Below are 23179 nucleotides of genomic sequence, written 5' to 3'. Positions count from 1 at the left end.
CCCGCGATCGTCACGACCCCGTGACGTGGATGTCGGAGGTCGGTGCCAGACTTCCGGACGAGGCGGAGAGGATCCGCGAGCCCACCGGACAGATGCGACTGATAGGATCGAAGCCCGTGATGCAGACTTCGGACGCGGCGGGAAATTCAGACAACAAGACCTTCACGACGAAGCACATCTTCGTCACCGGAGGTGTGGTCTCCTCCCTGGGGAAGGGCCTGACGGCGGCAAGCCTCGGCAACCTCCTCACGGCCCGCGGTCTGCGCGTCGTGATGCAGAAGCTCGATCCGTATCTCAACGTCGACCCGGGAACGATGAACCCGTTCCAGCACGGCGAGGTCTTCGTGACCGACGACGGCGCCGAGACCGACCTCGACATCGGCCACTACGAGCGCTTCCTCGACATCGAACTGAGCCAGGCGGCGAACGTCACCACCGGCCAGATCTACTCGCAGGTCATCGCGCGCGAGCGCCGCGGCGAGTACCTCGGCGACACGGTGCAGGTCATCCCGCACATCACGGACGAGATCAAGCGCCGCATGCGCCTGCAGGCGAGCGAGAGCCCGCAGCCCGACGTGATCATCACCGAGATCGGCGGCACGGTCGGCGACATCGAGTCGCAGCCCTTCATCGAGTCGGCGCGACAGATCCGCCACGAGCTCGGCCGCAAGAACGTGTTCTTCGTCCACGTCTCGCTCGTGCCGTTCATGGGGGCCTCCGGCGAGCAGAAGACCAAGCCGACGCAGCACTCCGTCGCAACGCTGCGTTCCATCGGCATCCAGCCCGACGCCCTCGTGCTGCGTAGCGACCGCCCCGTCACCGAGTCGAACAAGCGCAAGATCGCGCTCATGTGCGACGTCGACGAAGACGCCGTGGTCAACGCGATCGACGTGCCGAGCATCTACGACATCCCGACGATGATGCACGACCAGGGGCTCGACGCCTACATCGTCGACGCGCTCGACATCGACAAGGCGGCTGACGTCGACTGGTCGCGGTGGCAGCGCGTGCTGCAAGCCGTGCACAACCCCAAGCACGAGGTCACGATCGGCCTCGTCGGCAAGTACATCGACCTCCCCGACGCGTACCTCTCGGTCACCGAGGCGATTAAGGCCGGTGGTTTCGGTCAGGAGACGCACGTGAAGATCACGTGGATCCCCTCCGACCTCTGCGAGACCCCCGAGGGCGCGGCGAAGGCCCTCTCCGCGGTGGACGGCATCATCGTGCCGGGCGGGTTCGGCATCCGCGGCATCGAGGGGAAGCTCGGAGCTCTGCGTTTCGCGCGCGAGCAGGGCATCCCGACGCTCGGCATCTGCCTGGGCCTCCAGTGCATGGTGATCGAGTACGCGCGCACGGTCGCCGGCCTCGAAGGAGCCTCGTCGAGCGAGTTCGACCCCGACACTGCGCACCCGGTCGTGGCGACGATGGCCGAGCAGGTCGACATCCTCGAGAGCGGCGACCTGGGCGGCACGATGCGTCTGGGCCTGTACCCCGCGGATCTGGCCGAGGGGTCGCTCGCGGCCGAACTGTACGGCGCGAACCGCATCTCGGAGCGTCACCGTCACCGCTACGAGGTCAACAACGCCTATCGGCAGCAGCTCAGCGATGCGGGTCTGGTGTTCTCGGGTCTGAACCCCGACCTCGATCTCGTCGAGTTCGTGGAGCTGCCGCGCGACGTGCACCCGTACTACATCGCCACACAGGCGCACCCCGAGCTGCGGTCGCGGCCGACCGAGCCGCACCCGCTGTTCCGCGGGCTCGTCGGTGCGGCGCTCGAGCGCCACCGTTCGAGCGAGCTGTTCGACGTCGAGGAGGACTGACATGGGCGAGCTGCGCGACGAGCGGGTGGATCTCGAGATCATCTCGACCGACCTCGTCTACGAGGGTGCGGTGTGGAACGTGCGCAGCGACACCGTGCGGTACGGCGACGGGCAGATGACCCGGCAGTACGTCGAGCACCCGGGCGCGGCGGCCGTCGTGGCGATCGACGACGACGGGCGTGTCGTGCTCATCCAGCAGTACCGACACCCCATCAAGGAGCGCGACTGGGAGATCCCGGCCGGTCTCCTCGACGTCGCCGGCGAGCCGCCGATCGAGACGGCGAAGCGCGAACTGACCGAAGAGGTCTACCTCGAGGCCGACCGGTGGCAGCACCTCATCTCGATGCACACGACCCCCGGCGGGAACGACGAGGTCGTGCACGTCTTCCTCGCCCGCGGGCTCCGATCGGTCGAGACCGACTACGAACGCGAGCACGAGGAGTCCGACATGCGCGTCGAGCGCGTGCCGCTCGCCGAGGTCGTCGACGGGGTGCTGGCGGGACGCTTGCGCAACGGCATCCTGGCCACCGGCGCGCTCGCCGCCGCCGAGGTCCTTCGACGCGAGGCCGCCGCGAGCTGACGTGGAGCTCGAGCGCGCGGTCGAGACCTACCTCCGGCACGTCGCGCTCGAGCGCGGGCTCTCGGACCACACCGTGTCCGCCTACCGGCGCGACCTCGCCGTGTACGTCGAGTGGCTGCGCGCGCGTGGCGTCGATCAGATCGAGACGGTGACGCCGACGCTCGTCACCGAGTTCGTCGCCGAACGGGCCTCGGCCGAACCACCCCCCGCGGCATCGTCGCTCGCGCGACTGCAGTCGTCTGTTCGGGGGCTGCACCGCTTCCTGGTGCGCGAAGGACGTGTCGACGACGATCCGAGCAGTCGGCTGCGGCCCCCGAAGACGCCGCGACGGCTGCCGAAGGCACTGACGATCAGCCAGGTGGAAGATCTCCTGGATGCCGCGGGACCGGGGCCGGGGTCTGCCGACGCGTCGGCTGCCGATCCCGCCGCGGTCCGAGATCGCGCGCTGTTGGAACTGCTCTACGCGACGGGAGCCCGCGTGTCGGAGATCGTGCACCTCGACGTGGATGACACCGCGCACGGTGATCTGCTGCGGGTGCGCGGCAAGGGCGACAAGGAGCGCGTGGTGCCGGTGGGCTCGTACGCGCGCGCGGCGATCGAGGCCTACCTGACGCGGGTGCGCCCAGCGCTCGCGGCGAAGGGGCGGGCCACACCCCGGTTGTTCCTGGGCGTCCGGGGGGCGCCGCTGTCGCGGCAGGGCGCGTGGCTCATCATCCAGGCCGCGGCCGAGCGGGCGGGGTTGACCGCCCACGTCTCGCCGCACACGCTGCGGCACTCGTTCGCGACGCACCTGCTGCAGGGCGGTGCGGACGTGCGCGTGGTGCAGGAGCTGCTGGGGCACGCCTCCGTGGCGACGACGCAGATCTACACGCACGTCACCGCCGACGCTCTTCGCGATGTGTACGCCACCGCGCATCCGCGGGCGCGGTGAGCGGCAGACGTGTTCTCCGGGGTGTTTCCCCGACATCGAGAGCGGCGAGAGGAATGATCGGGCGCATGAGCATCGTCACGGAGCACAACACCGAAGGGAAGTGGTGGCTGTCGCTGCTCTACATCCCGGTGATCCTGGTTGCGTCGGTGTCGGGAATCTTCTCGCTCGGTATCGCTCCCTTCGTGTCGTGGAGTGACGCCTCACCGGTCGACATCGCTCGCATGCTCTGCGTGGTCGTCGCTGCTGGGGGTGCGCCGCTGCTGACCGTGATCTGTCTGCGGGTCCGCGCGGTCCGGTCGCGCTTGCGTCCGGGAGCGGTGAGCATCGCTGCCAGCGGCGCGACCATCCTCGCCGTCGGATGGACGGTCATCGTGGTGGTCGGATACCAGGAGAGCGCGGGCGATGTGTGGAGAACCCTGCCCTTCTTCCTGGGCGTCTGTGCGCCGGTGCTCATCGTGGCGATCTGCGCGCTGACGATCTCGCGGGTCATCCAGCGCGATGACGCTCACCGCGTTGCGGCGGTCCGTGGCGCGGCTCTCGCGCCCTGAGAGACTAGGGGGATGACCGCCACCCTCGTCGCGCAGAACCTCACCGGGGGCCACGGGCACCGCACGCTCTTCGAGGGCGTCGACCTCACGGTCGCGCCGGGCGACGTCGTCGGTGTCGTCGGGGCCAACGGTGCGGGCAAGTCGACGCTGCTGCGTCTGCTCGCGGGAGTCGACGAGCCTCAGGGCGGGTCGATCAGCCTCGCGCCGGCCGACGCCTTCGTCGGCTGGCTTCCGCAGGAGCACGAGCGCGTCGCAGGCGAGACCGTCGCGCAGTACATCGCTCGGCGGACGGGGTGCGCGGAGGCGACGCGCGAGATGGATGCCACGGCGGCGGCCCTCGGCGATCCCACCGTCCTCGGCGCCGACGACGCCTATGCCACGGCTCTCGAGCGGTGGCTCGCGAGCGGGGCCGCCGACCTCGATGAGCGGATGCCGCAGGTGCTGGCCGACCTCGGACTCGATGTGGGACCGGATGCCGAGATGACGGGCCTCTCGGGAGGTCAGGCGGCTCGCGTGGGCCTGGCTGCGCTGCTGCTGTCGCGCTTCGACATCGCCCTGCTCGACGAGCCGACGAACGACCTCGACCTCGACGGCCTCGAACGACTCGAGACGTTCGTCAAAGGCCTGCGCGGGGGAGTGGTGCTGGTCAGCCACGACCGCGAGTTCCTCGCCCGTTCGGTGACACGGGTGCTCGAACTCGACCTCGCCCAGAACTCGCACCGGGTCTACGGCGGCGGTTACGACGCGTATCTCGAAGAGCGCGCGACGCTGCGTCGCCAGGCCCGCGAGAAGTACGAGGAGTACGCCGACACCAAGGCCGACCTCGTCGCGCGCGCCAGGACCCAGCGGGAATGGTCGAGCCAGGGCGTGCGCAACGCGATGAAGAAGTCGCCCGACAACGACAAGATCCGCCGCAAGGCCGCGACCGAGTCGAGCGAGAAGCAGGCACAGAAGGTGCGCCAGATGGAGAGCCGGATCGCGCGACTCGAGGAGGTCGAGGAACCGCGCAAAGAGTGGCAGCTCGAGTTCACGATCGGTTCGGCTCCGCGCTCGAGCTCCGTGGTGTCGACGCTGTCCGGGGCGGTCTTCCGTCAGGGCGACTTCACCCTCGGCCCTGTTTCTCTGCAGGTGAACGCCGGCGAGAGGATCGGCATCACCGGGCCGAACGGTGCCGGGAAGTCGACGCTGCTGCGTGGCATCCTGGGCCGTCAGACGCCGGACGACGGAACCGCGAGTCTGGGGGCGAGCGTCGAGATCGGCGAGATCGATCAAGCGCGATCGCTGTTGGTCGGAGCGCGGCCGCTCGCCGAGACGTTCGAGGGATTCGTTCCCGAGATGAACTCCGGCGAGGTGCGGACGTTGCTGGCGAAGTTCGGGCTGAAAGCCGACCACGTCATGCGGCCGGTCGACGGATTGTCTCCGGGCGAGCGTACGCGCGCGGGCCTCGCCCTGCTGCAGGCACGGGGCGTCAACGTGCTCGTGCTCGACGAACCGACGAACCATCTCGACCTGCCCGCGATCGAGCAGCTCGAGCAGGCCCTGGAGTCGTACACGGGCACGCTGCTCTTGGTCACGCACGACCGGCGGATGCTCTCGGCGGTTGAGACGGACCGCCGCTGGCGGGTCGAGGCCGGCGCGGTCACCGAGCTGTAGGCGGACTCCGCCGCGCGCCAGGACGCACGTAAACGCGATCCGCTCGCAGAAACACGTGCAGAACGCGTTTATGTGCGCGAATCGCGTTTATGCGTGGTGCGACGGGATCAGCGGCCCTGGCGCTTCTTGTACGGCTTGGGCTGGCCCTTCACGATGGGGGCGCGGCCCTTGCCCTTCGACGCCTTCGCCTTGCCGCCGCCCGAAGCCTTCTGCCGCGGCGCGGGGGGCGGGGCGTCGGCGATGCGGGCGTACGCCTCGTCGAGGAGCAGGACGCCGGCGGGGAGCAGGCGCGTCGGCGGGGTCCGCTGCACGAGCGGCTGCCCCACCTCTTCTTCGAGCTTGTCGAGCGTCGTGTACAGGGAGGGGAGGGGGATGCCGAGCTTCTCGGCCGCGCGCGGAAAGTGCAGCTCCTCGGCGAGGACGGCGAACCGGCGGAGATGCTCGAGCTTCATGGCATCCATTCTCCCGTGTCACGCGACGAGACGTTGAGTGTCCAGGACACGCCGCTTCGCGCGGCGCGGATGCGGCGTGTCCTGGACACTCGATAGGGAGAGGCGGCGGGGAGAGACGACGGTCGGGATCAGGCGACGGATGCCAGGAGGCGGTCGGCGGTGCGAAGGGACAGGGCCATGATCGTCAGTGCCGGGTTGGCGGCGATCGCGGACGGGAACACCGAGTTGTCACTGATCCACAGATTGGGGATCTCGTGGGAGCGGCCGTCGGCATCCACCACGCCGTCGGCGGGGTCCAGCGACATGCGGCAGGTGCCGATCGTGTGGGCCGTGCGGGCCAGGACCATCGTCTCGCGCGCCCCCGCAGCCTCCATCACCCGGAGCATGAACGCCGTCGCGTGCGCGTCGAGCGCCTTCTCGTTCGCGCCGGCGGTGAACGTCACCCGCGCGCGCGGGATGCCGAACTCGTCGGTCTCGGCGGTGAGCTCGAGCCGGTTGTCGTCCGAGGGGAGGCACTCGGCGTTGATACCGATCCCCGCCATGAATCGCGACTGCTCGAGCCGCTGCATGAGCTCCGGGCCCCACAGGCCGCCGCCGCGCACGAGCGTCGTCGAGAAGGTCAGGGGCATGACGCCCAGGCTCTGCACGAGGTACCCGCCCGCGAAGTCGGCGTCGGCCGGGCGCATCATGTCCTCGCTGATGAGCGACGACGGGTAGCCGCGGTGGCCGCGCACCGGCTCATCGAAGCGTCCCCACACCTGCGTCGCGCCGTGGGCGAGGAAGTTACGACCGACCTGGCCGTTGTCGTTGGCCAGGCCCGTGTGCAGCAGCAGACGCGGGGTCTCGACCCCGCCGCCCGCGAGCACGAGCGTGCGGCAGCGCTGACGCACGTCCACGCCGTTCTGCCGATAGACCACCGCGGCGACATGACCGCGGGCGTCGAGCTCGATCGCGTGCACCATCGCCTCGGCGCGGATCTCGGCTCCGGCGGCGACCGCCGCGGGCAGGTAGGTGTTGGCGGTGGAGGCCTTGGCATCCGTCCGGCACCCCTGGTGGCACTCGCCGCAGTTGACGCACGCACCGCGCTCGCCGTGGTGCTCTTGCAGCCGCGCACGGGTGAGGACCGCGGCCGGCGCGTCTGCCCAGGTGACCCCGAGGGCATCGCAGCCCTTGGCCACGAGGTTCGCGGGAGCGTTGCGCTTCGCGGGCGCGTAGGCGTAGCGGCGTGATGGGTCCCAGGGGTAGGGCGTCGGCCCCGACACCCCGATGTCGCCCTCGACGCGTTCGACGTACGACAGCAACTCGTCGGGGTCGACGGGCCAGTCGCGGCCCTCGCCCGTCTCGGTGCGGAGCGCCAGGTCGCGGCGATCGGGGCGCGGCGTGAAGGCACCCCAATGGAGCATCGAGCCGCCGACGCCGCGTCCGCTGTTGTTGGGACCGAACGCGGTCGGGTCGTCGCCGCCGCTGAGGCGCTCCGACATCCAGTTGATCTCGACCGCCTCGCTCTCGTCGGGCGTCAGGTCGTCGAGGGCGAAGTGGCGTCCGGCCTCGATCGCGACGACGCGGAGGCCCTTCTTCGCCAGCTCGGCGGTCAGCGGAGCGCCGCCCGCACCGGTGCCGACGACCACGACGTCGACGGTCTCGTCGGTGCCGAACGTGCGCATCTGCTCGAGCTTCATGCCGCGTCTCCCTCGGCTACGGTGCCGCCGACGCCGACGGGCTCCCAGTCTTCGCGGCGCCCCAGCCGCAGTTCCACGTACCCGCGGATCGGGCTGCCGCCGGTCGCGAAACCGTCGTAGCCGATGAGCGCCATGCTCGCGGGGTGGGCGAGCCACTGACGGACGAGGTCGTTGCGGACGTCCTCGAGCCACAGCTTCAGCCGACCCGCGTTCAGGGGGCCGTCGGCATCCGTCGTCCCCTCGATCGCCGCGCGCAGGACGTCCGCGCGCTCCGTCGGATCGGTCGGCCAGACGCGGGCGAGCGTGTCGAGGCCGGCGCGGTAGGCGTCCGGGTCGGGTGGGAGCTCGGCGTTGCGCCAGCCGTCGCCTTCGCCGCGCGCGAGCTGCGTATCGACGCGCGCCGCGATGTCGATCGCGGGCCCGTCCTGCGGGACGACGAGGTCGGCGATCTCGCGCAGCAGGGTGAGTTGGGCGAGATCGAGAACGACGGGGGCGTATCCACGGTCATCGGGAACCGCACGGCGGTTCAGGATGCCGCGCACCCGGGCATCCACGCGGTCGCCGGCGATCAGGGCGGCCCAGTCGTCCGGCATCACGGGCCCGAGGAGGACCTCGTCGGCGACGAACTGCGCGATCGCTTCGGCGGCTTCGGCGGCGCGCTCGAGCGGGATCATGTGGCCGGTGTCGCCCAGAGCGACGAAGCGCGCACGGGGGTACACGGATGCCAGCAGCTCGGGCTGAGCGGCCGCGCCGAGGTCGGCGTCGTCGGCGCCCGCGAGCACCAGGGCCGGAAGGTCGAGCGTCCCGACTTCGGCGGAGGCGTCGACCCGGCTCCCGGTCTCGAGCCACGCGCGCCAGGCGGCGGGGGAGGTGCGCCGGAGGTCGGTCAGGGCGCGTTCGTGTGCCTGAGGTTCGAGCGACTCGGCGGTGTTCTGATCGATGAACGTCTCGGCATCCTGGTCCGACAGGGAGCCGTCGGCCACCCACGACAGCATGCGTTCGCGTCGCTCCTCGTCCATCGGCTCGGGGCGCGGCGGAGAGGGCGCCATCAGCACCATCCCGGCGAGACCTGTCAGGGGCGCGTCGCCGCGGAGGACCCGGGATGCCACGAGCGCGGCGACCTTTCCGCCCATGCTGTGCCCGCCGAGCATCCAGCGTCCCCGGGCGTGGCGGGCGAGGTGGTCGACCACGTGCTCGACGGTGGCGTCGAGCGAGGAGTCGGGAGCAGACGCGAGTTCGCCGAAGCCGGGGAGGTCGACGCCGCGGACATCGACCGTGCCGTCGAGCAGATCGCGGAGGGGCTGGAACTCCTCGGCGCTGGAACCCAGCGCGTGCAGCAGGAAGAGGGTGACGGGCATGCCATCACGCTCGCGCACGCTCCGGTCGGGAACGGGCCGCTTGCCAATTCGGACGATATGCGCAAGTGCGGTCGCACGCCCCGGGCCGAGCCCCCGGGAAACGCGCGAGACGAGGGTCTCGCACGCGGAGACGGAGGGGTTCGGCCCGGGCGTGAAGATCAGGGCGTGACCATGCCTCCGTTGACGTTCAGCGTCTCGCCCGACACGTAGCTCGACTCGGCCGAGGCGAGGAAGACGAACGCGGGGGCGATCTCCGCGGGCTGTCCGGCGCGCTGGTAGGTGCTCTCGTCGTCGAAGTGCTCCATCTGATCGTCGGAGACACCCTGACTCACCTGGAGGGCTGACCACGTCGGTCCCGGAGCCACCACGTTGACCCGGATGCCGCGAGGCGCCAGCTGCTGGGCCAGCCCCTTCGACAGGTTGTTGATGGCCGCCTTCGTCGCCGCGTAGTCGAGGCGGTCGGGGGCGGGCACGTACGCCTCGAGCGAGGCGGTGTTGATGATGGTCCCGCCCTCGGGCAAGTGCGCGAGGGCCGCCTTGGTGATCCAGAAGGGCGCGAACACGTTGGTTCGGAACGTGAGCTCGAACTGCTCGTCCGACAGCTCGTCGACCCTCTCGACCATGACCTGCTTTCCGGCGTTGTTGACGACGATGTCGAGGCCGCCGAGCGCCTCTGCAGCACGGTCGACGAGCTCGCGGCACGCGTCGGGATCGGTGATGTCGGTGGCGATCGAGACGCCGGTGCGTCCGGCATCCCGAATCTGCTCGAGGATGTGGTCGGCGTCCCGCTGCTCGTCCGGAAGGTGCACGATCGCGACGTCGGCGCCCTCGCGCGCGAACGCGATCGCGACCGCTCCACCGATGCCGGAGTCGCCTCCCGTGATGAGTGCTTTTCGTCCCTCGAGGCGGCCGAGACCGCGGTACGTCTTCTCCCCGAGGTCGGGGATCGGAGTCATGTCGGCCTGCACACCCGGTTCGGGCTGATGCTGGATCGGGGGCTCGACACGCGCGTAGCGGGTGACGGGGTTGTCGAAGGTGAACTGATCGCGATCGGTGGTCATGAAGCGACGGTAGGCAGGGCGCGCGCCGTGGCGCGCGGCCTTGACGGCGGGACGGATGCCGCTCCTGCGGCGCGGCGACTCACCCGGTGACGAAGCGGCGGATGCGCTCCTCGAAGACGCCGGAGGAGAACTTCGCGGTGACCTCGACGCCGTCGAACCGGGGGAGATCCAGCGCGGTCGACGTCGCCGCGGCCAGCTCGCGCGGGCTCAGTCCGGTCGCGGTGACGCCCGTCACTCCCGGGACGTACGTTTCCAGTTGTCCGCCGACCGGCCCCGTCACGACGGGGGTTCCGACCACCTGCGCCTCCACGGGAACGATGCCGAAGTCTTCGATCGCGGGAAAGAGCAGCACCGACGCCGCCCGATACAGGCCTCGCAGCAAGGCGTCCGAGGGAGAGACGACCACGGAGACGGGAATCCGTGCGTGCACGGCGCGGTCGCGAAGAGCCGCTTCGTCGGGACCTCTTCCGGCGATGACGGCCGGGAGCCCGAGACGTTCGGCGGTGTCGATGACCAGGTCGAGGCGCTTGTACGTCGCGAACCGCGATGCCCCCAGGACGAAGACCTCGGGAAGGGCATCGAGGACACGCCGATCGCCATCGCTCAGCTGCCGCTCCCACGTGGCGACGTCGGCAATCGCCCGCACATCGACGGGAGGGGGGATGACGACGGCTTCACGTCCCCACGAGCGAGCGATGCGATCGCGGACGAAACGGCTGTTCGCCGCGAGAGCGATCGGTTCCGCAGCTCGTCGGTGGTCGATCGCACGGAACGCGGGGGCTGCCGACCGGACGACCCGCCCCTGTCCGCGAGGGTCGTACTCGGGCGTCCAGATGTAGCGAGCGGGCGTGTGGACGTACACGTACTTCGGGATGTCGCGGGTGTCGTCCGTTGCTGAGCGGACCCGCGCATGATGAGCGAACAGGTGCGAACTGATCAGCATCCAGTCGTAAGCGCCTCGTGGCAGGAGGCGCCATGTCGGGAGGCAGAAGGCGGCGGCGAGAGCCTTGTGGTGCCGCAGCGGAGTCGCCGCGAGCCACGTCTCTCGCACGCGTCTGTCCGAGAAACGAGCGGGGGCGTCGTTCCACAGGCATTGCACGTCGGCCGTGGGAAAGGCCCGTGTCATCGCCTCGAGGACGTTCTCCGACCCACCGGCGGGCGCGATCCATTCGTGAACGAGGAGCCCGCGGTTCGGGTTCGAGGCCATCATCGCCGGCTCCGACGAAAGACGGGTGTCCATGAGCGAACGCCGCGAACCAGGCGTCGGCGTCGGGCCCGACCGGCATCCTCGGTCGGTTCGCCGGCGCGCCGGGCGGAGGCGAGAGCGATGTCGTCTGGCGGCCATGCGAGGTTGCGTAGTGCCCGGGCGCGCTCGCGCCATGGGAGGGAGCGCACTGCGACGAGGTACGCGCGCGGGAGATCGGGTTGCGCGCGATGGAACCAGTCGCGAGGGGCCCCGTCATCGGGACCCGGGTCGATGCCGGGAAACGACACGGAAAGGTCCGCGCGGAGGACGGGGACGGCCCCGAGCTTGCGGGCGGCTTCGATCGCCCCGCCCGCCGAGGCGAGGATGATCTGGGCGACCCGATGGTCGTGCTCGGTGACAGGCCTCCCCACCGCGGGCCGCACCGTGTGCAGGGCGAAGATCACGGCATGGGCATCGCGGCAGGGGACCGAGACGGCGACACCCGCGACGCGCATCGTGGTCGAGAACCCGAGGAGTGCTTCGAAGGCCTCGGAGTCGTCGAGCGTCAGCCCCGGGAAGCGGCGGTGGATGTCGATCTCGCACCCCCATGACGTGGGCGTCATCGTCGCGGTGTGGTGGACGGAGGTGCCCCTCCACGGGTCGGGCTCACGCTCCCACCCCCAGGGGGCGAGAGCGGCGGCCAGCTCATCCCACCGGGCGGGGTCGCACCAGACGTCGACATCGCCCGAATGCTCGCGCTCACGCAGACCCTGGTGATGCAGGGCGGGGCCTTTCACGAACACGCACCGGATGCCGAGGGAGGCCGCGACGTGCTGGACGAGGGCGTACACGAGCTCGTGCAGCGGAGAGGAGAGCGCCGGAGGATCGAGGCGCGTCACTGCGGCGGGATGGGCTCGGCCCACGACCACCAGACCCCTGTCTCGGAGATGTTCCAGAACGACGTTCTCCTCCGGCGAGAACTCGCGAGGTGGATGGGGTGCGCCATCGACGAGCTCGCGCCACAGCGTGGCGCCGTCGCCGACGAGGCAGAGCGCCGGTCCGGGGGTGATCGGAACGGCGAGAACGTCCGCTTCGGCGGCCAGGGTCGGGATGCCACGCGCGTCGAGAGCGCCGAAGGCCACGGGAATCCACCGCTCGTCGGGTAAGGGAGTGAAAGACATGCGGCGGTCCTCGGGAAGGCGGAGTCGACCTCCCAGTGTGACCGCGTCGGATCGGGGCGGTTCGGTCGCGGCGCGTGTTCCCGCGGGCGAGCGCGCTGCAGTTCGCCCGCGACCTTGCGGCGTCTCACCCGTTCCACGAGTGCGAGGGGAAGGTATCCCGCGGACCGACGCGACGGGGGCCCGGGCGCACCGCCCGAGCCCCCGCTCGTGATCGCCGTCGTCCCGGCTCAGGGAATCGGTGTCAGCACCACCTGATCGATGAATGCCGTCGCATCTCCGGAGGCTGCCGACCCGCGGAACATGATCTCGTGATCGCCCGCCGGAACCGTGAAGGTCGGCGAGGTGTGCGAGCTGAACGTCGCCGTCGGGGGAGCGAAGCTGTCGACGACGACCCCGTCGATGAGCACCTGCACCGTTTGCACCGCGCTGTACCCGGGGCGTCGCGACGCCTGGTAGGTCAGTGTGTAGTCACCGGCTGCCATGTCGAGCGTCTGCGAGAACGATCCGTGCTGCCCGTCACGCGACTGCAGCAGCGCGGTCTGGGTGCCCTCGGGCGCGGACGGCGCCCCGAAGGCACTCCCGTTGTGCTGGATGCCGCTGCGGCCGACGAACGACCAGCCCTCGGTGAACGGCGCCGACTTGACGCCCGTCGTGGACGGAGCCTCGAAGCCGGTGTTCTGCAGCTGCGCCGGCTCCGGCGGGACCGGGGCTTCGATCCGGACCGCGTCGAGGAACGCGGTGCGGTCGCCCGAGGGCGCGGTGGCGCGGAACGTGATCGTGTGGCGACCGCCGTCGGAGGTGAAGGCGGGGGTCCGCTTGGTCTCGTACGAGCTCGTCGAGCCGACCGCGAACGAGCCGATCACGGTGTCGTCGTACAGCACGTCGAAGCTCTGCGCGGGATAGCCGGATCGTCCCGAGAGGGCGAAGACGACCTGATACTCCCCGGCGGGGAACGCCGCCTCCTGCGAGATGGTGCCCTGAACCCCGGCATCCGTCTTGAGGTATCCGACCTGCTGGCCCTCCGACGGCGTCGGCGGCCCGAGCGGTCCCTGACCGTTCTGGATGCCGGAGCGACTGTTGAAGGTCCAGCCGTTCGTGAAGGGGCCGGTCTTGGACTTCGTCCCGCCGGGCTTCTCGAAGCCGGCGTTGGTGAGCGTCACCAGCGGGTAGGACGACGGCAGCTCGGGGCTGACGTAGCACTTCTGCGTCCCGTTGGGGTTCGGGTCGCCGAGCGTCGCCGCGTCGCACGAGACCGGGCCCGTCTTCGCCTGGTACGTGAAGAGTCCGTCGCCGCCGAACGCCACGCTCTGCGGACCGGAGAAGAAGCACGTTCCGCCCTCGTTCGCGCAAAGGGTGTAGCCGTCGGGACCCTGGGAGACGCCGCCGACTTTGAAGAGGCGGCTCGTGATGCCCGAGGCCTGCTTTCCCGTTGCGAAAGCCGCCGCGCGGTAGAGCTTCGTGGAGGTCTCCGGGAGGATCAGGGGGCGTTCGTAGAGCGTGGAGCTCGCGGTCGGTTCTGAACCGTCGGTGGTGTACCGGATCTGTGCGCCCGCGGTGGGCGTCGACAGTGTCAGCACCTCGGAGCCGGCGTAGACGCCGCTGTCGAGGTCGAACTGCACGGGATCGACGCGGCTCGCCGTGAGCTGCGGGGTCACGGTCACGAGGGTGACCGCCGACGACGTCGGGTCGGCGGTGCTGGTGGCGCGGACAGCGACCTTGCGTTCCGAGTCGACGCTGGGCGGGGTGTAGACGCCGGAGCTCGACACGGAGCCGTTGCCCGTGCCGTCGACCGACCACGTCACGCCGGGAGCGCCGTCGATGACATCGGCGGTGAGCGCGAGGGTCGAACCCGACGCCACCGTGGGGTCGGCATCGCTCAAACGCACCTGGACGGCGGGGTCGGCCGTCGTGTAGATCGCGAACGAGTACCCCTCGTCGAGCTGATCGGAGAAGCCCGTTCCCGCCGGCAGCGTGGCCGAAACGGCGGGCAGGAGCGCGTTCTCGTCGGGGACGAGATCGTTGTCGTAGACGACGCGGTGGAAGTCCTTGCCGATCGCCGTGGAACCGAACGAGACGTCGAGGTCGGTCGGAGCGGTTCCCTTCGACTCGACCAGGAGCGTGTACTCGCCCGCGGCGTCGCGGAACGCGGCGGTGCGCACGTCCGCCGTCGATGAGCTGGACTGCAGCACCTGGCTGTGCGCCGGAACGTAGCGGTTCAGCAGCCCCGCCGACAGGAACGTCTTGCGCGGCTCGAGGCCGAGCGGAAGGGCGTCCCACATGTTGTACGTGCCGTTCGTGTCGCCGTCGGGGTCGACGGTCCAGGTGCCGTTGAGTTGCCAGACCAGGAGCGAATGCAGCCCCAGGTTCGCGCCCGCGATCACGTAATTGGCATACCCCGAGTCCCAGCCGCTCGCGTTGTCGTCCGACCAGCCGAACTCGGACATGTTCACCGGCTTGCCCCCGGCGACGCTCTTGCGGGCGTTGATACTCGCCGGGACCGAGCCGTACGAGTCGCCGTAGGTGTGGAAGCTGTACTGATCGAACGCGTCGCCGCCGTTCTGCGCCATGTAGGTGGTCCACGCGGGGGCGCCGGTCTCTTCCGGTCCCCAGATCTCGACCTCGTCGCGGAGTCCGTCGGCGACGAGCCGCTGGTGCACGGCCTGCGCCATCTGCACGTAGGCGGCCTGCTGATCGCCGGGGGCTTCGAAGTCCCAGCTGCCGTTGGGCTCGTTGTAATAGGTGAGGTATTTGACGTTGTCGTACCCGCGGACGTTCTTGAGCTGGTCGATCAGAGCGGAGGCGGATGCCGCGTACGCGGCGTTGTCGGCCGGGGCGCTGGTCCACGGGTCGACGCCGGGGATGCCGAACCAGTCGTGGACGGTCGAGCCGACCTTCCAGCCGAAGTTCAGCTCGATATCGGTGCCGGCGGCCTTGAACGCGTCGAGGTAGGCGTAGAAAGCCTTCATCCGGTCGCTGTCCCAGGTGTAGACGCCCTTCTCGGGCTCCATCCAGTCGATCTGGAACCAGACGCGCGCGACCTTGGGCCGGATGGTGGCGATGCGCTCGGCGTCCACCGCCCAGTCGGCATCCGAGTATCCGAATCCGCGTGAACGCCCCATGAGGGCGGATGGGATGACGTTGACGCCGATGCCGAGGAAATCGTTCTGCACCACGGTGGCGGTGTCGACCGAGATCGTGGCGGTCGTGTCGGCGGTGGCCGGCGACACGGTGCCCGCGACCGCGAGGGACGCGATCACCGCGCCGGTGGTGGAGAGCGCCGTCCAGCGGCGCAGGGGGTGGGGGGATCGCATGAGACTCCGTCGTCTTCGAGGGCGAAAGTCAAGTAGTAAAACTACAGGCCCTGATTGCCGTCGAGCGTAATCCGGGGGAATTCGTGCGCACAAGAGCTGATGAAAAGGTAGCAGAGGTAGTCGGGCTACCGATTCGCGGGAAGGCGTGAACCTCACGTGAGATGCAGCGGGCGCGGCGTCCCCCAATGCCGCCGCGCCCGCTGACGAGAACTGGGGCGGCCCGGGCGTCATCCGATGCGCGTGAGCGACGGAGGAGTCGGGGGCCTCGCACCATGTCTCTGTTTTCATCCAAGCACAGAGGGTCGTAAATAGCACTCATCGATTCATGTAAATACGATCAGCGTGCGGGTCGTCTACGATCGAAACGTGGGTCGGGGTGCTGTCGGACCACCTTCCCGGTACTCCCGGCGAGTGGTGGCGAACGTGGATCGCCTGCGGAGGGCGAAAGGGCTCACCGTGGGCGAGCTCATCCGTCGCGCCGGGATGACGAAGAGCTACTACCAGTCGCGCGCGGGCTTCTCGCTGCCGTACAACACCAACGACATCGAGGCGCTCGCCGCCGTGCTCGAGGTGACTCCCGAGCAGCTCGCGAGCCCCGACGCGGCCCCCCGTGTCGAGATGCGCGTGCCCGCGGCGCCCCTCGCAGAACGCGTCCGTCGCCTGATCGCCAGTCACGCCGCGACCGAGTCCGACCTGCTCGATCATCTCGAAGACGTCGATCCCCGTGCCGCCCACGGTGCACGCACCCTGCTCACCGCCACGACGAACACGGTGGTCCTCGACGAAGAGGTGCTCCGACTCATCACACAGTGGGCCGACGTCCCCGTGGAATACCTCACCGATCACACCGACGAAGCCTTGACCGATCGGACCGAGGCCGAACTCGAACTGCGCGACGCGATGCGGGAGGCGGGCGCAGAGAGGATCCAGTTCCGCGCGCTCGGACAGATGTCTCCCGACGCGCTCCGCGCGATCGCACGATCTCTCCGGGGCAGGCCGCCGGCGTCATGATCCACCGGACGGGGAGGCGGCGGTGACGGCGACCGACGACATGCTCGCGCGGGTGCGGACGCGTGGCGATCGCGCGCTCGCCCGCACGACGCTGGCTCCGGGGGCGACCTTCGACGAGGTCGTCCGCGCGGTCGAGCAGGCGGTCGGCATCCGGCTCCGGGTCATCGCCGAGACCGACACCGCATCGTGGGGCACGCTGACCGGCTACCTCGTCTCGTTCCTCGATCGTCGCGAGGGGACCATCCACGTCCGGGCGGCCGACGCGCCCGTCTATCGCGAGTTCGCGGCCTCGCACGAGTTGGGCCACCTTCTCGACGACGCGCACTGCTGCGGCGCGGTGCACGAACGCTCGTCTGTCGCCCCGCACGCGAATCCCGATCTCGACACGGTGCAGGTCGAGGCCGAGCTCGTGGCCGAACACGTCGCCCACGCCATCGCGCGTCTCATATACGCCAGCCCGAGGGTGGCGGAGCTCGCATGGTGACCATGCTCCTCATCGACGCGGCGCTCGTCGGACTCGCGCTCGTCGTGATTCTGCGGGCGCGCGTCGCATGGCGGCAACCGCGCGCGCGGATCGCCTGGCTCGCGGCCCTCCTGGGCGTCATCGCTCTCCTCACCCAGGGCACCGTCATCCCTCTCGCGACGCTGGACAGTCCGCTCGGCGGAACCAACGTGCTCAAGCTCGTGCAGAACGTCCTGACGATGGTCGCGCTGTGGCTCGGCATCCAGGCCGGCACGGCTCCTGCGAGCGCGCGGATCAGGACCCTCCGGTGGGGCTTCCCGCTGACCCTGGCAGCGCTGTTCGCCGTGGTCTTCTTCGTGGCGATGCCGGAGCGTGGTCCCTCATCGTTCCTGTTCCTCGAGACGGCGGCGCACACGTCGACCGGTGCGTGGGCCTACGGCATCCTGCACATGTCGGGAATCGCCCTGGTCGGGGTCCTGCTCTACCGATCGGCGCGCACTTCGCTCCCCGTCGCGCGCCGGCTGTTCCGCGTGGGCGCCGCGGGCATCGTGCTCGGCTGTCTCAGCGAGGTCGTCGACATCACCCTCACGCGGTTCTTCATCCCGAACGCCGTCGTCAGCGCCCTGTTCGACCCGCTGTTCTACCTCGGCGTGGTCTCTTTCGTGATCGGGATCTTCGTGGCATCCCGAACCACTGCCGAGATCCGTCGTCGGGCGGAGAACCTGCTCGCGGGCGCCGAGAGACTCGCGCAGGAGCGCGGGGCGAGCATCCCTGCCGGACCCGCCGAGTTCGCGGACCTCGACATCCGGCTGCACAGCCTGCGCGTCGCCATCGAAGACGACGCGATCGCCACCTCGACCCCTCTGCGGGACGAGGAGCGCGCTCTGCTGGACGCCATCGACACCCACCTCACCCGCCCCACCTCAGGAGACCGCGCATGACTCGCCGCCTCATCGTCGGAACCGGCATGGCCGCGGCGGCCGTCGGCGCTCTGCATCTCGCGCTCGGCGGTTACGTCGCCCGGCGCCTGATCGCACCGCGCGCCGCCAAGCCCTTCGTCCCCGTCGAGATCGAGGGCGACACCGTCTCGGTGCCCGCGACCGCCGAGAGTCGGCAACCGGGCACGTACGGCGTCTGGCTCGACGACGGCACGCACCTCACGGTCGGCGAGATCGTGCGGGACGACGGAGCGCGCATCGTCCGATCCCTCGTCGCGCGTCCGGACGGCCTGGCCGACGGACCCGCGCGAGGGGCATGGACCTCGCAGAGCATCGGGGCCCCCGAGGAGGTGGGCCCGACGCAGCACGTCGCGATCCCCCTCCGGCGCGGCGGGGATGCCCGAGCATGGGTCATCGGGGATCCGGATGCCGCGCGCTGGACCATCCACGTGCACGGCCTGCGGTCGAGCCGGTCCGGCGCGCTGCGCTCGGCCCCCGCCGCTCACGACGCCGGGTGGACCTCGCTCGTCGTGTCGTACGCGGGTGACGAGGAAGCGGCTCCCGCCGAGGCGCTGCCCTCGTCGCTCGGGATGCGGGAATGGCGCGACGTCGACGACGCGATCAGCTACGCCGTCGAGCACGGCGCGCGCGAGATCGTGCTCGTGGCGTGGTCGATGGGGGCGACGATCGCGATGCTCGCGCTCGAGGAGTCGCGTCATCGCGCGGCGATCACCGGTCTCGTGCTCGTCGCCCCTGCCCTGGATTGGAACCGGATCGTCGCCCGCGCGGTGCGGGGCGTGCACCTCCCCGGTTCAGTCGGCGCCACCGCCCTGCGGGTGCTCGAAAGCCGGCTCGGATCGCGGGTACTCGGACTCATCGAGGCGGTCGACGCCCGCGCGCTGAACTGGGTCGACGGCCCGCGTCCCGCGCCGGCTCTGCCGACCCTCATCGTGCACAGTCTGCGTGACCCGGTGGTGCCGGTGACCGGTTCGACGGCTTACACGGCGCGGCATCCGCAGGCCTCGCTCGTGGCGTTCGACGCGACGGGGCACTGCAACGAGGCGAACCAGGATCCCGAGCGGTTCCGCGGGGCGATCACCGGGTTCTTGCGCGGGCTCCCGCGCGCCGATTAGAGCCCCAGCGTCCGCCGCAGGAAGTCGTTGCGGAAGACGCCGCGCGGGTCGGCCTCTCTGGCCGCGGCGAGGAAGTCGTCGACGCGGGGGAGCGTGGCGCGGACGGCGTCTCCGGGCATGGTGAAGGCTTTGCCCCAGTGCGGCCGGACGTCGAACGGCGAGAGCGCCGTCTCGATGTGGGGCAGCACGCCGAGGACGCCCGCGGTGTCGTTGCGCCAGGTGAAGTGGATCGCGAGCACGTCGCGCTGATACGCGGGGCTCAGCCACAGTTCGTCGGCGGCGACGGTGCGCAGCTCGGTGACGAGGAGGTGCGCGTCGAATGCGGGCGCGATCGCCCGCACCGCGGCAAGGGCTTCGCGCGCGGACGAGAACGGGACGAAGTACTCGGACTGGATCTCGTCGCCGTCGCTGGGGAGGGCGTCGGCGCGGAAGTGCGGGAGCCGCGTGTGCCACGGGCCGACGGTCCCGCGCGGGGTGGTGTTGTCGACGGTGCGGATCCGTCCGAGGTGGATGTCGTCTCCGACGGGTCGACCGCCCAGCTCTTCGACCCGGTCGGGTGCGCCGTCGTCGCTCTTCGCCCAGACGAGATCGTGGGCCGGGTCGCCCCAGGTCGTGAAGACGCTGACACTGCGCGCGCCGCCGAAGACCCGCTCGGGGTCTGCCACGATGTCGTCCCACGCCACGCCGGTGTACGCCTGCTGCGTCACCCGGTAGGTCGGCTCGGTCTGAAGTTCGACCGCGGTGACGACACCGAGGGCGCCGATGCTGAGGGCGGCGGCGGGGAACCACGCGTGCGTCTGGTCGATGCGGTGCGTTCGGCCCTCGGCATCCATGATCTCGACCGCCCGCACGGCGCTCGACAGGTTGCCGTTGTGGGTACCGGAACCGTGCGTACCCGTGGCGGTGGCGCCGGTGACGGAGATGTGGGGGAGCGAACCGAGGTTGTGCAGGGCGCGGCCCTCGGCCTCGATCACGGGTGCGAGTTGCGCGAACGTCACGAGACCCTCGACGCGTACCCGGTCGCCGGTTATCTGGACGCGGGTGGGCATGCGCTCGAGCGACACCAGCGCCGCGTCGGAGTCGGCCACGTCGTTGAACGTGTGTCGCGTGGCCTGGACGCGGAGGGTGCGGGCGGATGCCACGACCTCGGCGAGCTCGTCGAGGTCGGCGGGCAGCAGCACCTCGGTGGCGCGGTAGCGGTGGTTTTCCGACCACGTGGCTCCGGCGGGGCGTGTCTCGGTCATGGTTCTCCTCGCGTCGACGTGTCCATCCTGCCCTGGGTCGCCGACACCGGGGCCGGCGCGGCGCGCGCCGTGCGGAGGGGAGGAGCAGGGACGAGCGGAGGACGTGTCGGCCGGGGGCGTCCTCCCTTCGTCCCTGGTCCTCCCCGCGTCACGTGGTTGCGGCCCGAACGGGAGGAGATGCGCGGGGGGTCGGTACGCCCTCCCGACCCGGGATGTCCTCCCGGTGGGAGCGCTCACCGCCCCGGGAAGAGCTCGGCCTCGAACACCGCCTCGGCCGCGCCCACGAGCAACCGGTCCTCGCCCAGCTCAGCGACCGCGAGGCGCAGGCCCTCGGCGCACGCGGGCACCGTCTGCGCGCGCACCGCCGCGTCGAGCCCGTCGAGATCGCGCGCCGCGAGCACGGCCAGGAAGCCGCCGAGCACGATCACCGCCGGGTTCAGCACATTGGCGGCGTTGGCGAGAGCGGTCGCGAGGATTCGCCGCTGCCGATCGACTTCGGCGGCCGAAACGGGGTCGGATGCGGATGCCAGGGCGTCGGACAGGGCCGCGTCGTCACCGCCCTCGAGCCCCACGGCGGCGAGCAGCCGCGAGCGGCTCACCTCGTCTTCGAGCACCCCGTCGGCGGCCCGGCGGTCGGCGGCGTCCACGATCCCGGGGCGATTCTGCCCGAACTCGCCCGCGTATCCGCCCGCGCCGCCGAGCGAGGTGCCCCCGACGATCACGGCGCCGCCGATGCCGCTCGCGCCGCCGTTGAGGTACACGACGTCGTGGGCGCCGCGCGCGGCGCCGAAGAGGTGCTCGGCGACAGCGCCGAGCGCGGCGTCGTTGCCCACCCGGGCCGGCAATCCCGTCGCCTGCTCGATGAGCGTGCCGATCGCGGCATCCGTCCACTCCAGGTGCGGGGCCGTGCGCACGAGGCCGTCCGAGGCACGCACGGGACCGGGGACCGCGACTCCGACACCGACCGTGCGGCGATCGCGGAGCGGCCCTTCGGCCCAGGCGGCGAGGCGCTCGCCGACGATCTCGGCGGTGCGCTCGGGGGTCAGCAGCCGCCTCTGCGGGAGGCGTTCGCGGGCGATCAGCGTGCCATCGAGCGCGATGGCGCCGATGTCGAGCGCGTCGACCTCGGGGTTCACCGCCACCGCGACGACACGCGGATCGGGGGCCACCGTGGGCGACGGGCGGCCGACCCGGCCGATCGGATCGGGGGCGCGCTCGACGACGAGGCCATCGCTCACGAGCTCGCCCACGAGATCGGCGATCGTCGAGCGGTTCAGACCGGTCGCCTCGGTGAGCGCCGCGCGGGAGCGGGGACCCTCGCGGTGCACGGTGCGCAGCACCAGCGCGAGATTGGCGCGGCGCATGCCGTCGCCTCTGCTCGCGGTGACCATTCGTCCACTGTGCCATGTGGCGCGTCGACGCGTCGGCATCCGGGACCTCCGTTCGCGGCCATAAACGCCATCCGCGCACAGAAACGCGAGCACAGCGTGTTTCTGTGCGTGGATCGCGTTTATGCGGAAGACGGGGGCGCCGAGGTGCGCGGCCCGCCCGCCGGATTCGCCGCCCGTCGGATCAGCCCACGCCGCCCCGGTCGACGAGGCGCGTCGGCACGAGCTGGGTGTGCGACCCGGTGGCCGGTTCGGCCCCGCGGGAAAGCAGGGTCTGCGCCGCGCGCGTGCCGAGGTCGGCGATGTCGTAGTCGACGATGCGGATGCGTCGGGGCAGCAGCCGGGAGAGCTCGAAATCGTCGAATCCCGCGATGGCGACGTCGGCTCCGCGCGGCAGGATCGACTCCAGCGCGCCGATCGTGGCGCGGTTGTTGGCGCAGAACACCGCGGTGGGCGGGTCGTCGGCGGCGAGGAGGCGCTCCATCGCGTCGCGTGCGGCGGTCGGCGTGTGCAGGTTCTCGACCACGAGCGCGGGATCGGGCGTATGACCCGCGGCCGCGAAGGCGTCGCGCACCCCCTCCCAGCGCTCGGCCATCGTGTAGATCCCGAGCGAGTCCTGCAGCACGGCGATGCGCCGATGCCCCTCGGCGAGCAGCTCCGCGACGGCGGACCGGGCTCCGCCGCGGTTGTCGAGCAGGATCGCGTCCGCGGGGATGCCGCTACCTGGGCGGTCGAGGAAGACCACCGGGGTGCCCAACTCGACCTCCCGCGCGAGGTAGGAGTGGTCGGCGGCGGTGGGCACCACGATCAGCCCGCCGACCTGGCGCTGGCACATGTCGAGGGCGAGGGCGCGTTCGATGTCGGCGTCTTCTTCGCTGGATGCCATGACCACGTGCATGCGCTGGCGTGCCGCGATCGACGACACGGCGGCGGCGACCGCCATGTAGAAGGTGTTCGACAGGTCGGCGGCGATGAAGCCGATCGTGTCGCGGCTGCCCGACCGCAGGTTCGCGGCCAGGGCGTTGCGGTGGTAGCCGAGGCGGGTGACGGCGGCGTTCACGCGCTCGGTCAGCGCGGGGTCGACGTGGGGCTCGCCGTTGACCACGCGCGAGACCGTCTTCAGGCTCACGCCGGCCTCGGCGGCGACGTCGATCATCGTGGGGCGGCCGGATTTGCGCATGCGTCTCCTCGGGGTGCCGTCGGGCGGCGTCCTCCGAGCTTAGGGAGCCGCGGGGCGGCATC

At 70.6% G+C, this 23179-nt stretch carries 19 protein-coding genes; 9 read left to right on the top strand and 10 right to left on the bottom strand.

Annotated features, from left to right (window positions below; all coding sequences use genetic code 11):
* The first annotated feature begins 119 nt into the window (after positions 1-119).
* The 5 genes from P2P98_RS10575 to P2P98_RS10555 all read left to right on the top strand — a co-directional run bounded on the left by P2P98_RS10575 (position 120) and on the right by P2P98_RS10555 (position 5532).
* Positions 120-1820 (top strand): CTP synthase, encoded by a 1701-nt coding sequence (locus P2P98_RS10575; protein WP_275799703.1) that lies wholly within the window; start codon positions 120-122, stop codon positions 1818-1820.
* A 1-nt stretch (position 1821) separates the two neighbouring features.
* The gene (locus P2P98_RS10570; protein ID WP_275799681.1) at positions 1822-2400 is read left to right on the top strand and encodes an NUDIX hydrolase; all 579 of its coding nucleotides are present in this window, start codon (positions 1822-1824) and stop codon (positions 2398-2400) included.
* A gap of 1 nt (position 2401) precedes the next feature.
* On the top strand, positions 2402-3331 hold the full coding sequence (gene xerD, locus P2P98_RS10565; RefSeq protein ID WP_275799680.1) for a site-specific tyrosine recombinase XerD: 930 nt from the start codon (positions 2402-2404) through the stop codon (positions 3329-3331).
* Between the two features lie 65 nt (positions 3332-3396).
* Positions 3397-3879 (top strand): hypothetical protein, encoded by a 483-nt coding sequence (locus P2P98_RS10560; RefSeq protein ID WP_275799679.1) that lies wholly within the window; start codon positions 3397-3399, stop codon positions 3877-3879.
* 12 nt (positions 3880-3891) lie between these two features.
* A complete protein-coding gene (locus tag P2P98_RS10555; RefSeq protein WP_275799678.1) occupies positions 3892-5532 on the top strand; it encodes an ABC-F family ATP-binding cassette domain-containing protein in 1641 nt (546 codons plus the stop codon).
* Between the two features lie 107 nt (positions 5533-5639).
* Here P2P98_RS10555 and P2P98_RS10550 read toward each other — a convergent pair whose 3' ends face one another.
* From P2P98_RS10550 to P2P98_RS10520, 7 genes are all read right to left on the bottom strand, one after another.
* The gene (locus P2P98_RS10550; RefSeq protein WP_275799677.1) at positions 5640-5984 is read right to left on the bottom strand and encodes a LysR family transcriptional regulator; all 345 of its coding nucleotides are present in this window, start codon (positions 5982-5984) and stop codon (positions 5640-5642) included.
* A gap of 128 nt (positions 5985-6112) precedes the next feature.
* Complete coding sequence (locus P2P98_RS10545) at positions 6113-7663, bottom strand: GMC family oxidoreductase (protein ID WP_275799676.1); 1551 nt, start codon at positions 7661-7663, stop codon at positions 6113-6115.
* Positions 7660-9021 (bottom strand): alpha/beta fold hydrolase, encoded by a 1362-nt coding sequence (locus P2P98_RS10540; RefSeq protein WP_275799675.1) that lies wholly within the window; start codon positions 9019-9021, stop codon positions 7660-7662. The genes P2P98_RS10545 and P2P98_RS10540 overlap by 4 nt, the downstream gene beginning before the upstream one ends.
* 158 nt (positions 9022-9179) lie before the next feature.
* Positions 9180-10082, bottom strand: a complete 903-nt coding sequence (locus tag P2P98_RS10535) for an SDR family oxidoreductase (protein WP_275799674.1) — start codon at positions 10080-10082, stop codon at positions 9180-9182.
* A 79-nt stretch (positions 10083-10161) separates the two neighbouring features.
* Complete coding sequence (locus P2P98_RS10530; protein ID WP_275799673.1) at positions 10162-11322, bottom strand: glycosyltransferase; 1161 nt, start codon at positions 11320-11322, stop codon at positions 10162-10164.
* Entirely contained in the window at positions 11289-12449 is a 1161-nt protein-coding gene (locus P2P98_RS10525) for a nucleotidyltransferase family protein (RefSeq protein WP_275799672.1), read from the bottom strand. Before P2P98_RS10525 ends, P2P98_RS10530 begins: the two co-directional genes overlap by 34 nt.
* Positions 12450-12676: 227 nt before the next feature.
* Positions 12677-15760, bottom strand: a complete 3084-nt coding sequence (locus tag P2P98_RS10520; RefSeq protein ID WP_275799670.1) for a chitobiase/beta-hexosaminidase C-terminal domain-containing protein — start codon at positions 15758-15760, stop codon at positions 12677-12679.
* A 456-nt stretch (positions 15761-16216) separates the two neighbouring features.
* Here P2P98_RS10520 and P2P98_RS10515 point away from each other — a divergent pair, with 456 nt between their 5' ends.
* The 4 genes from P2P98_RS10515 to P2P98_RS10500 are packed head-to-tail and all read left to right on the top strand — an operon-like array spanning position 16217 to position 19305.
* Positions 16217-16771, top strand: coding sequence for a hypothetical protein (locus P2P98_RS10515; protein WP_275799669.1), 555 nt, complete (start codon positions 16217-16219; stop codon positions 16769-16771).
* A 22-nt stretch (positions 16772-16793) separates the two neighbouring features.
* The gene (locus tag P2P98_RS10510; protein ID WP_275799668.1) at positions 16794-17255 is read left to right on the top strand and encodes a hypothetical protein; all 462 of its coding nucleotides are present in this window, start codon (positions 16794-16796) and stop codon (positions 17253-17255) included.
* Complete coding sequence (locus tag P2P98_RS10505) at positions 17249-18175, top strand: hypothetical protein (protein WP_275799667.1); 927 nt, start codon at positions 17249-17251, stop codon at positions 18173-18175. The genes P2P98_RS10510 and P2P98_RS10505 overlap by 7 nt, the downstream gene beginning before the upstream one ends.
* Entirely contained in the window at positions 18172-19305 is a 1134-nt protein-coding gene (locus P2P98_RS10500) for an alpha/beta hydrolase (protein WP_275799666.1), read from the top strand. Before P2P98_RS10505 ends, P2P98_RS10500 begins: the two co-directional genes overlap by 4 nt.
* Here the strand turns inward: P2P98_RS10500 and P2P98_RS10495 are convergent.
* The 3 genes from P2P98_RS10495 to P2P98_RS10485 form a co-directional block, all read right to left on the bottom strand.
* Complete coding sequence (locus tag P2P98_RS10495) at positions 19302-20549, bottom strand: D-arabinono-1,4-lactone oxidase (RefSeq protein WP_275799665.1); 1248 nt, start codon at positions 20547-20549, stop codon at positions 19302-19304. The genes P2P98_RS10500 and P2P98_RS10495 overlap by 4 nt on opposite strands.
* A 233-nt stretch (positions 20550-20782) precedes the next feature.
* Positions 20783-21940 carry an ROK family transcriptional regulator gene (locus P2P98_RS10490; RefSeq protein ID WP_275799664.1) on the bottom strand — a complete coding sequence of 386 codons (1158 nt, stop codon included), beginning with the start codon at positions 21938-21940 and terminating at the stop codon, positions 20783-20785.
* 181 nt (positions 21941-22121) lie between these two features.
* Positions 22122-23117, bottom strand: a complete 996-nt coding sequence (locus P2P98_RS10485) for a LacI family DNA-binding transcriptional regulator (protein ID WP_275799663.1) — start codon at positions 23115-23117, stop codon at positions 22122-22124.
* Positions 23118-23179: the final 62 nt, after the last annotated feature.

Source organism: Microbacterium sp. Kw_RZR3, assembly GCF_029222405.1.
Classification (GTDB): domain Bacteria; phylum Actinomycetota; class Actinomycetes; order Actinomycetales; family Microbacteriaceae; genus Microbacterium.
Note: the sequence above shows the minus strand (reverse complement) of the source record. Positions and strands in the feature narration are given on the sequence as shown.

Bases quoted from the DNA above. Each gene is read 5' to 3' on its own strand.
- P2P98_RS10575 (WP_275799703.1), top strand. From the start codon at position 120: ATGCAGACTTCGGACGCGGCGGGAAATTCAGACAACAAGACCTTCACG.
- P2P98_RS10545 (WP_275799676.1), bottom strand. From the start codon at position 7,663: ATGAAGCTCGAGCAGATGCGCACGTTCGGCACCGACGAGACCGTCGAC.
- P2P98_RS10495 (WP_275799665.1), bottom strand. From the start codon at position 20,549: ATGACCGAGACACGCCCCGCCGGAGCCACGTGGTCGGAAAACCACCGC.
- P2P98_RS10490 (WP_275799664.1), bottom strand. From the start codon at position 21,940: ATGGTCACCGCGAGCAGAGGCGACGGCATGCGCCGCGCCAATCTCGCG.
- P2P98_RS10500 (WP_275799666.1), top strand. From the start codon at position 18,172: ATGACTCGCCGCCTCATCGTCGGAACCGGCATGGCCGCGGCGGCCGTC.
- P2P98_RS10540 (WP_275799675.1), bottom strand. From the start codon at position 9,021: ATGCCCGTCACCCTCTTCCTGCTGCACGCGCTGGGTTCCAGCGCCGAG.
- P2P98_RS10485 (WP_275799663.1), bottom strand. From the start codon at position 23,117: ATGCGCAAATCCGGCCGCCCCACGATGATCGACGTCGCCGCCGAGGCC.
- P2P98_RS10505 (WP_275799667.1), top strand. From the start codon at position 17,249: ATGGTGACCATGCTCCTCATCGACGCGGCGCTCGTCGGACTCGCGCTC.
- P2P98_RS10570 (WP_275799681.1), top strand. From the start codon at position 1,822: ATGGGCGAGCTGCGCGACGAGCGGGTGGATCTCGAGATCATCTCGACC.
- P2P98_RS10530 (WP_275799673.1), bottom strand. From the start codon at position 11,322: ATGGACACCCGTCTTTCGTCGGAGCCGGCGATGATGGCCTCGAACCCG.
- P2P98_RS10550 (WP_275799677.1), bottom strand. From the start codon at position 5,984: ATGAAGCTCGAGCATCTCCGCCGGTTCGCCGTCCTCGCCGAGGAGCTG.
- P2P98_RS10535 (WP_275799674.1), bottom strand. From the start codon at position 10,082: ATGACCACCGATCGCGATCAGTTCACCTTCGACAACCCCGTCACCCGC.
- P2P98_RS10525 (WP_275799672.1), bottom strand. From the start codon at position 12,449: ATGTCTTTCACTCCCTTACCCGACGAGCGGTGGATTCCCGTGGCCTTC.
- P2P98_RS10560 (WP_275799679.1), top strand. From the start codon at position 3,397: ATGAGCATCGTCACGGAGCACAACACCGAAGGGAAGTGGTGGCTGTCG.
- P2P98_RS10555 (WP_275799678.1), top strand. From the start codon at position 3,892: ATGACCGCCACCCTCGTCGCGCAGAACCTCACCGGGGGCCACGGGCAC.
- P2P98_RS10520 (WP_275799670.1), bottom strand. From the start codon at position 15,760: ATGCGATCCCCCCACCCCCTGCGCCGCTGGACGGCGCTCTCCACCACC.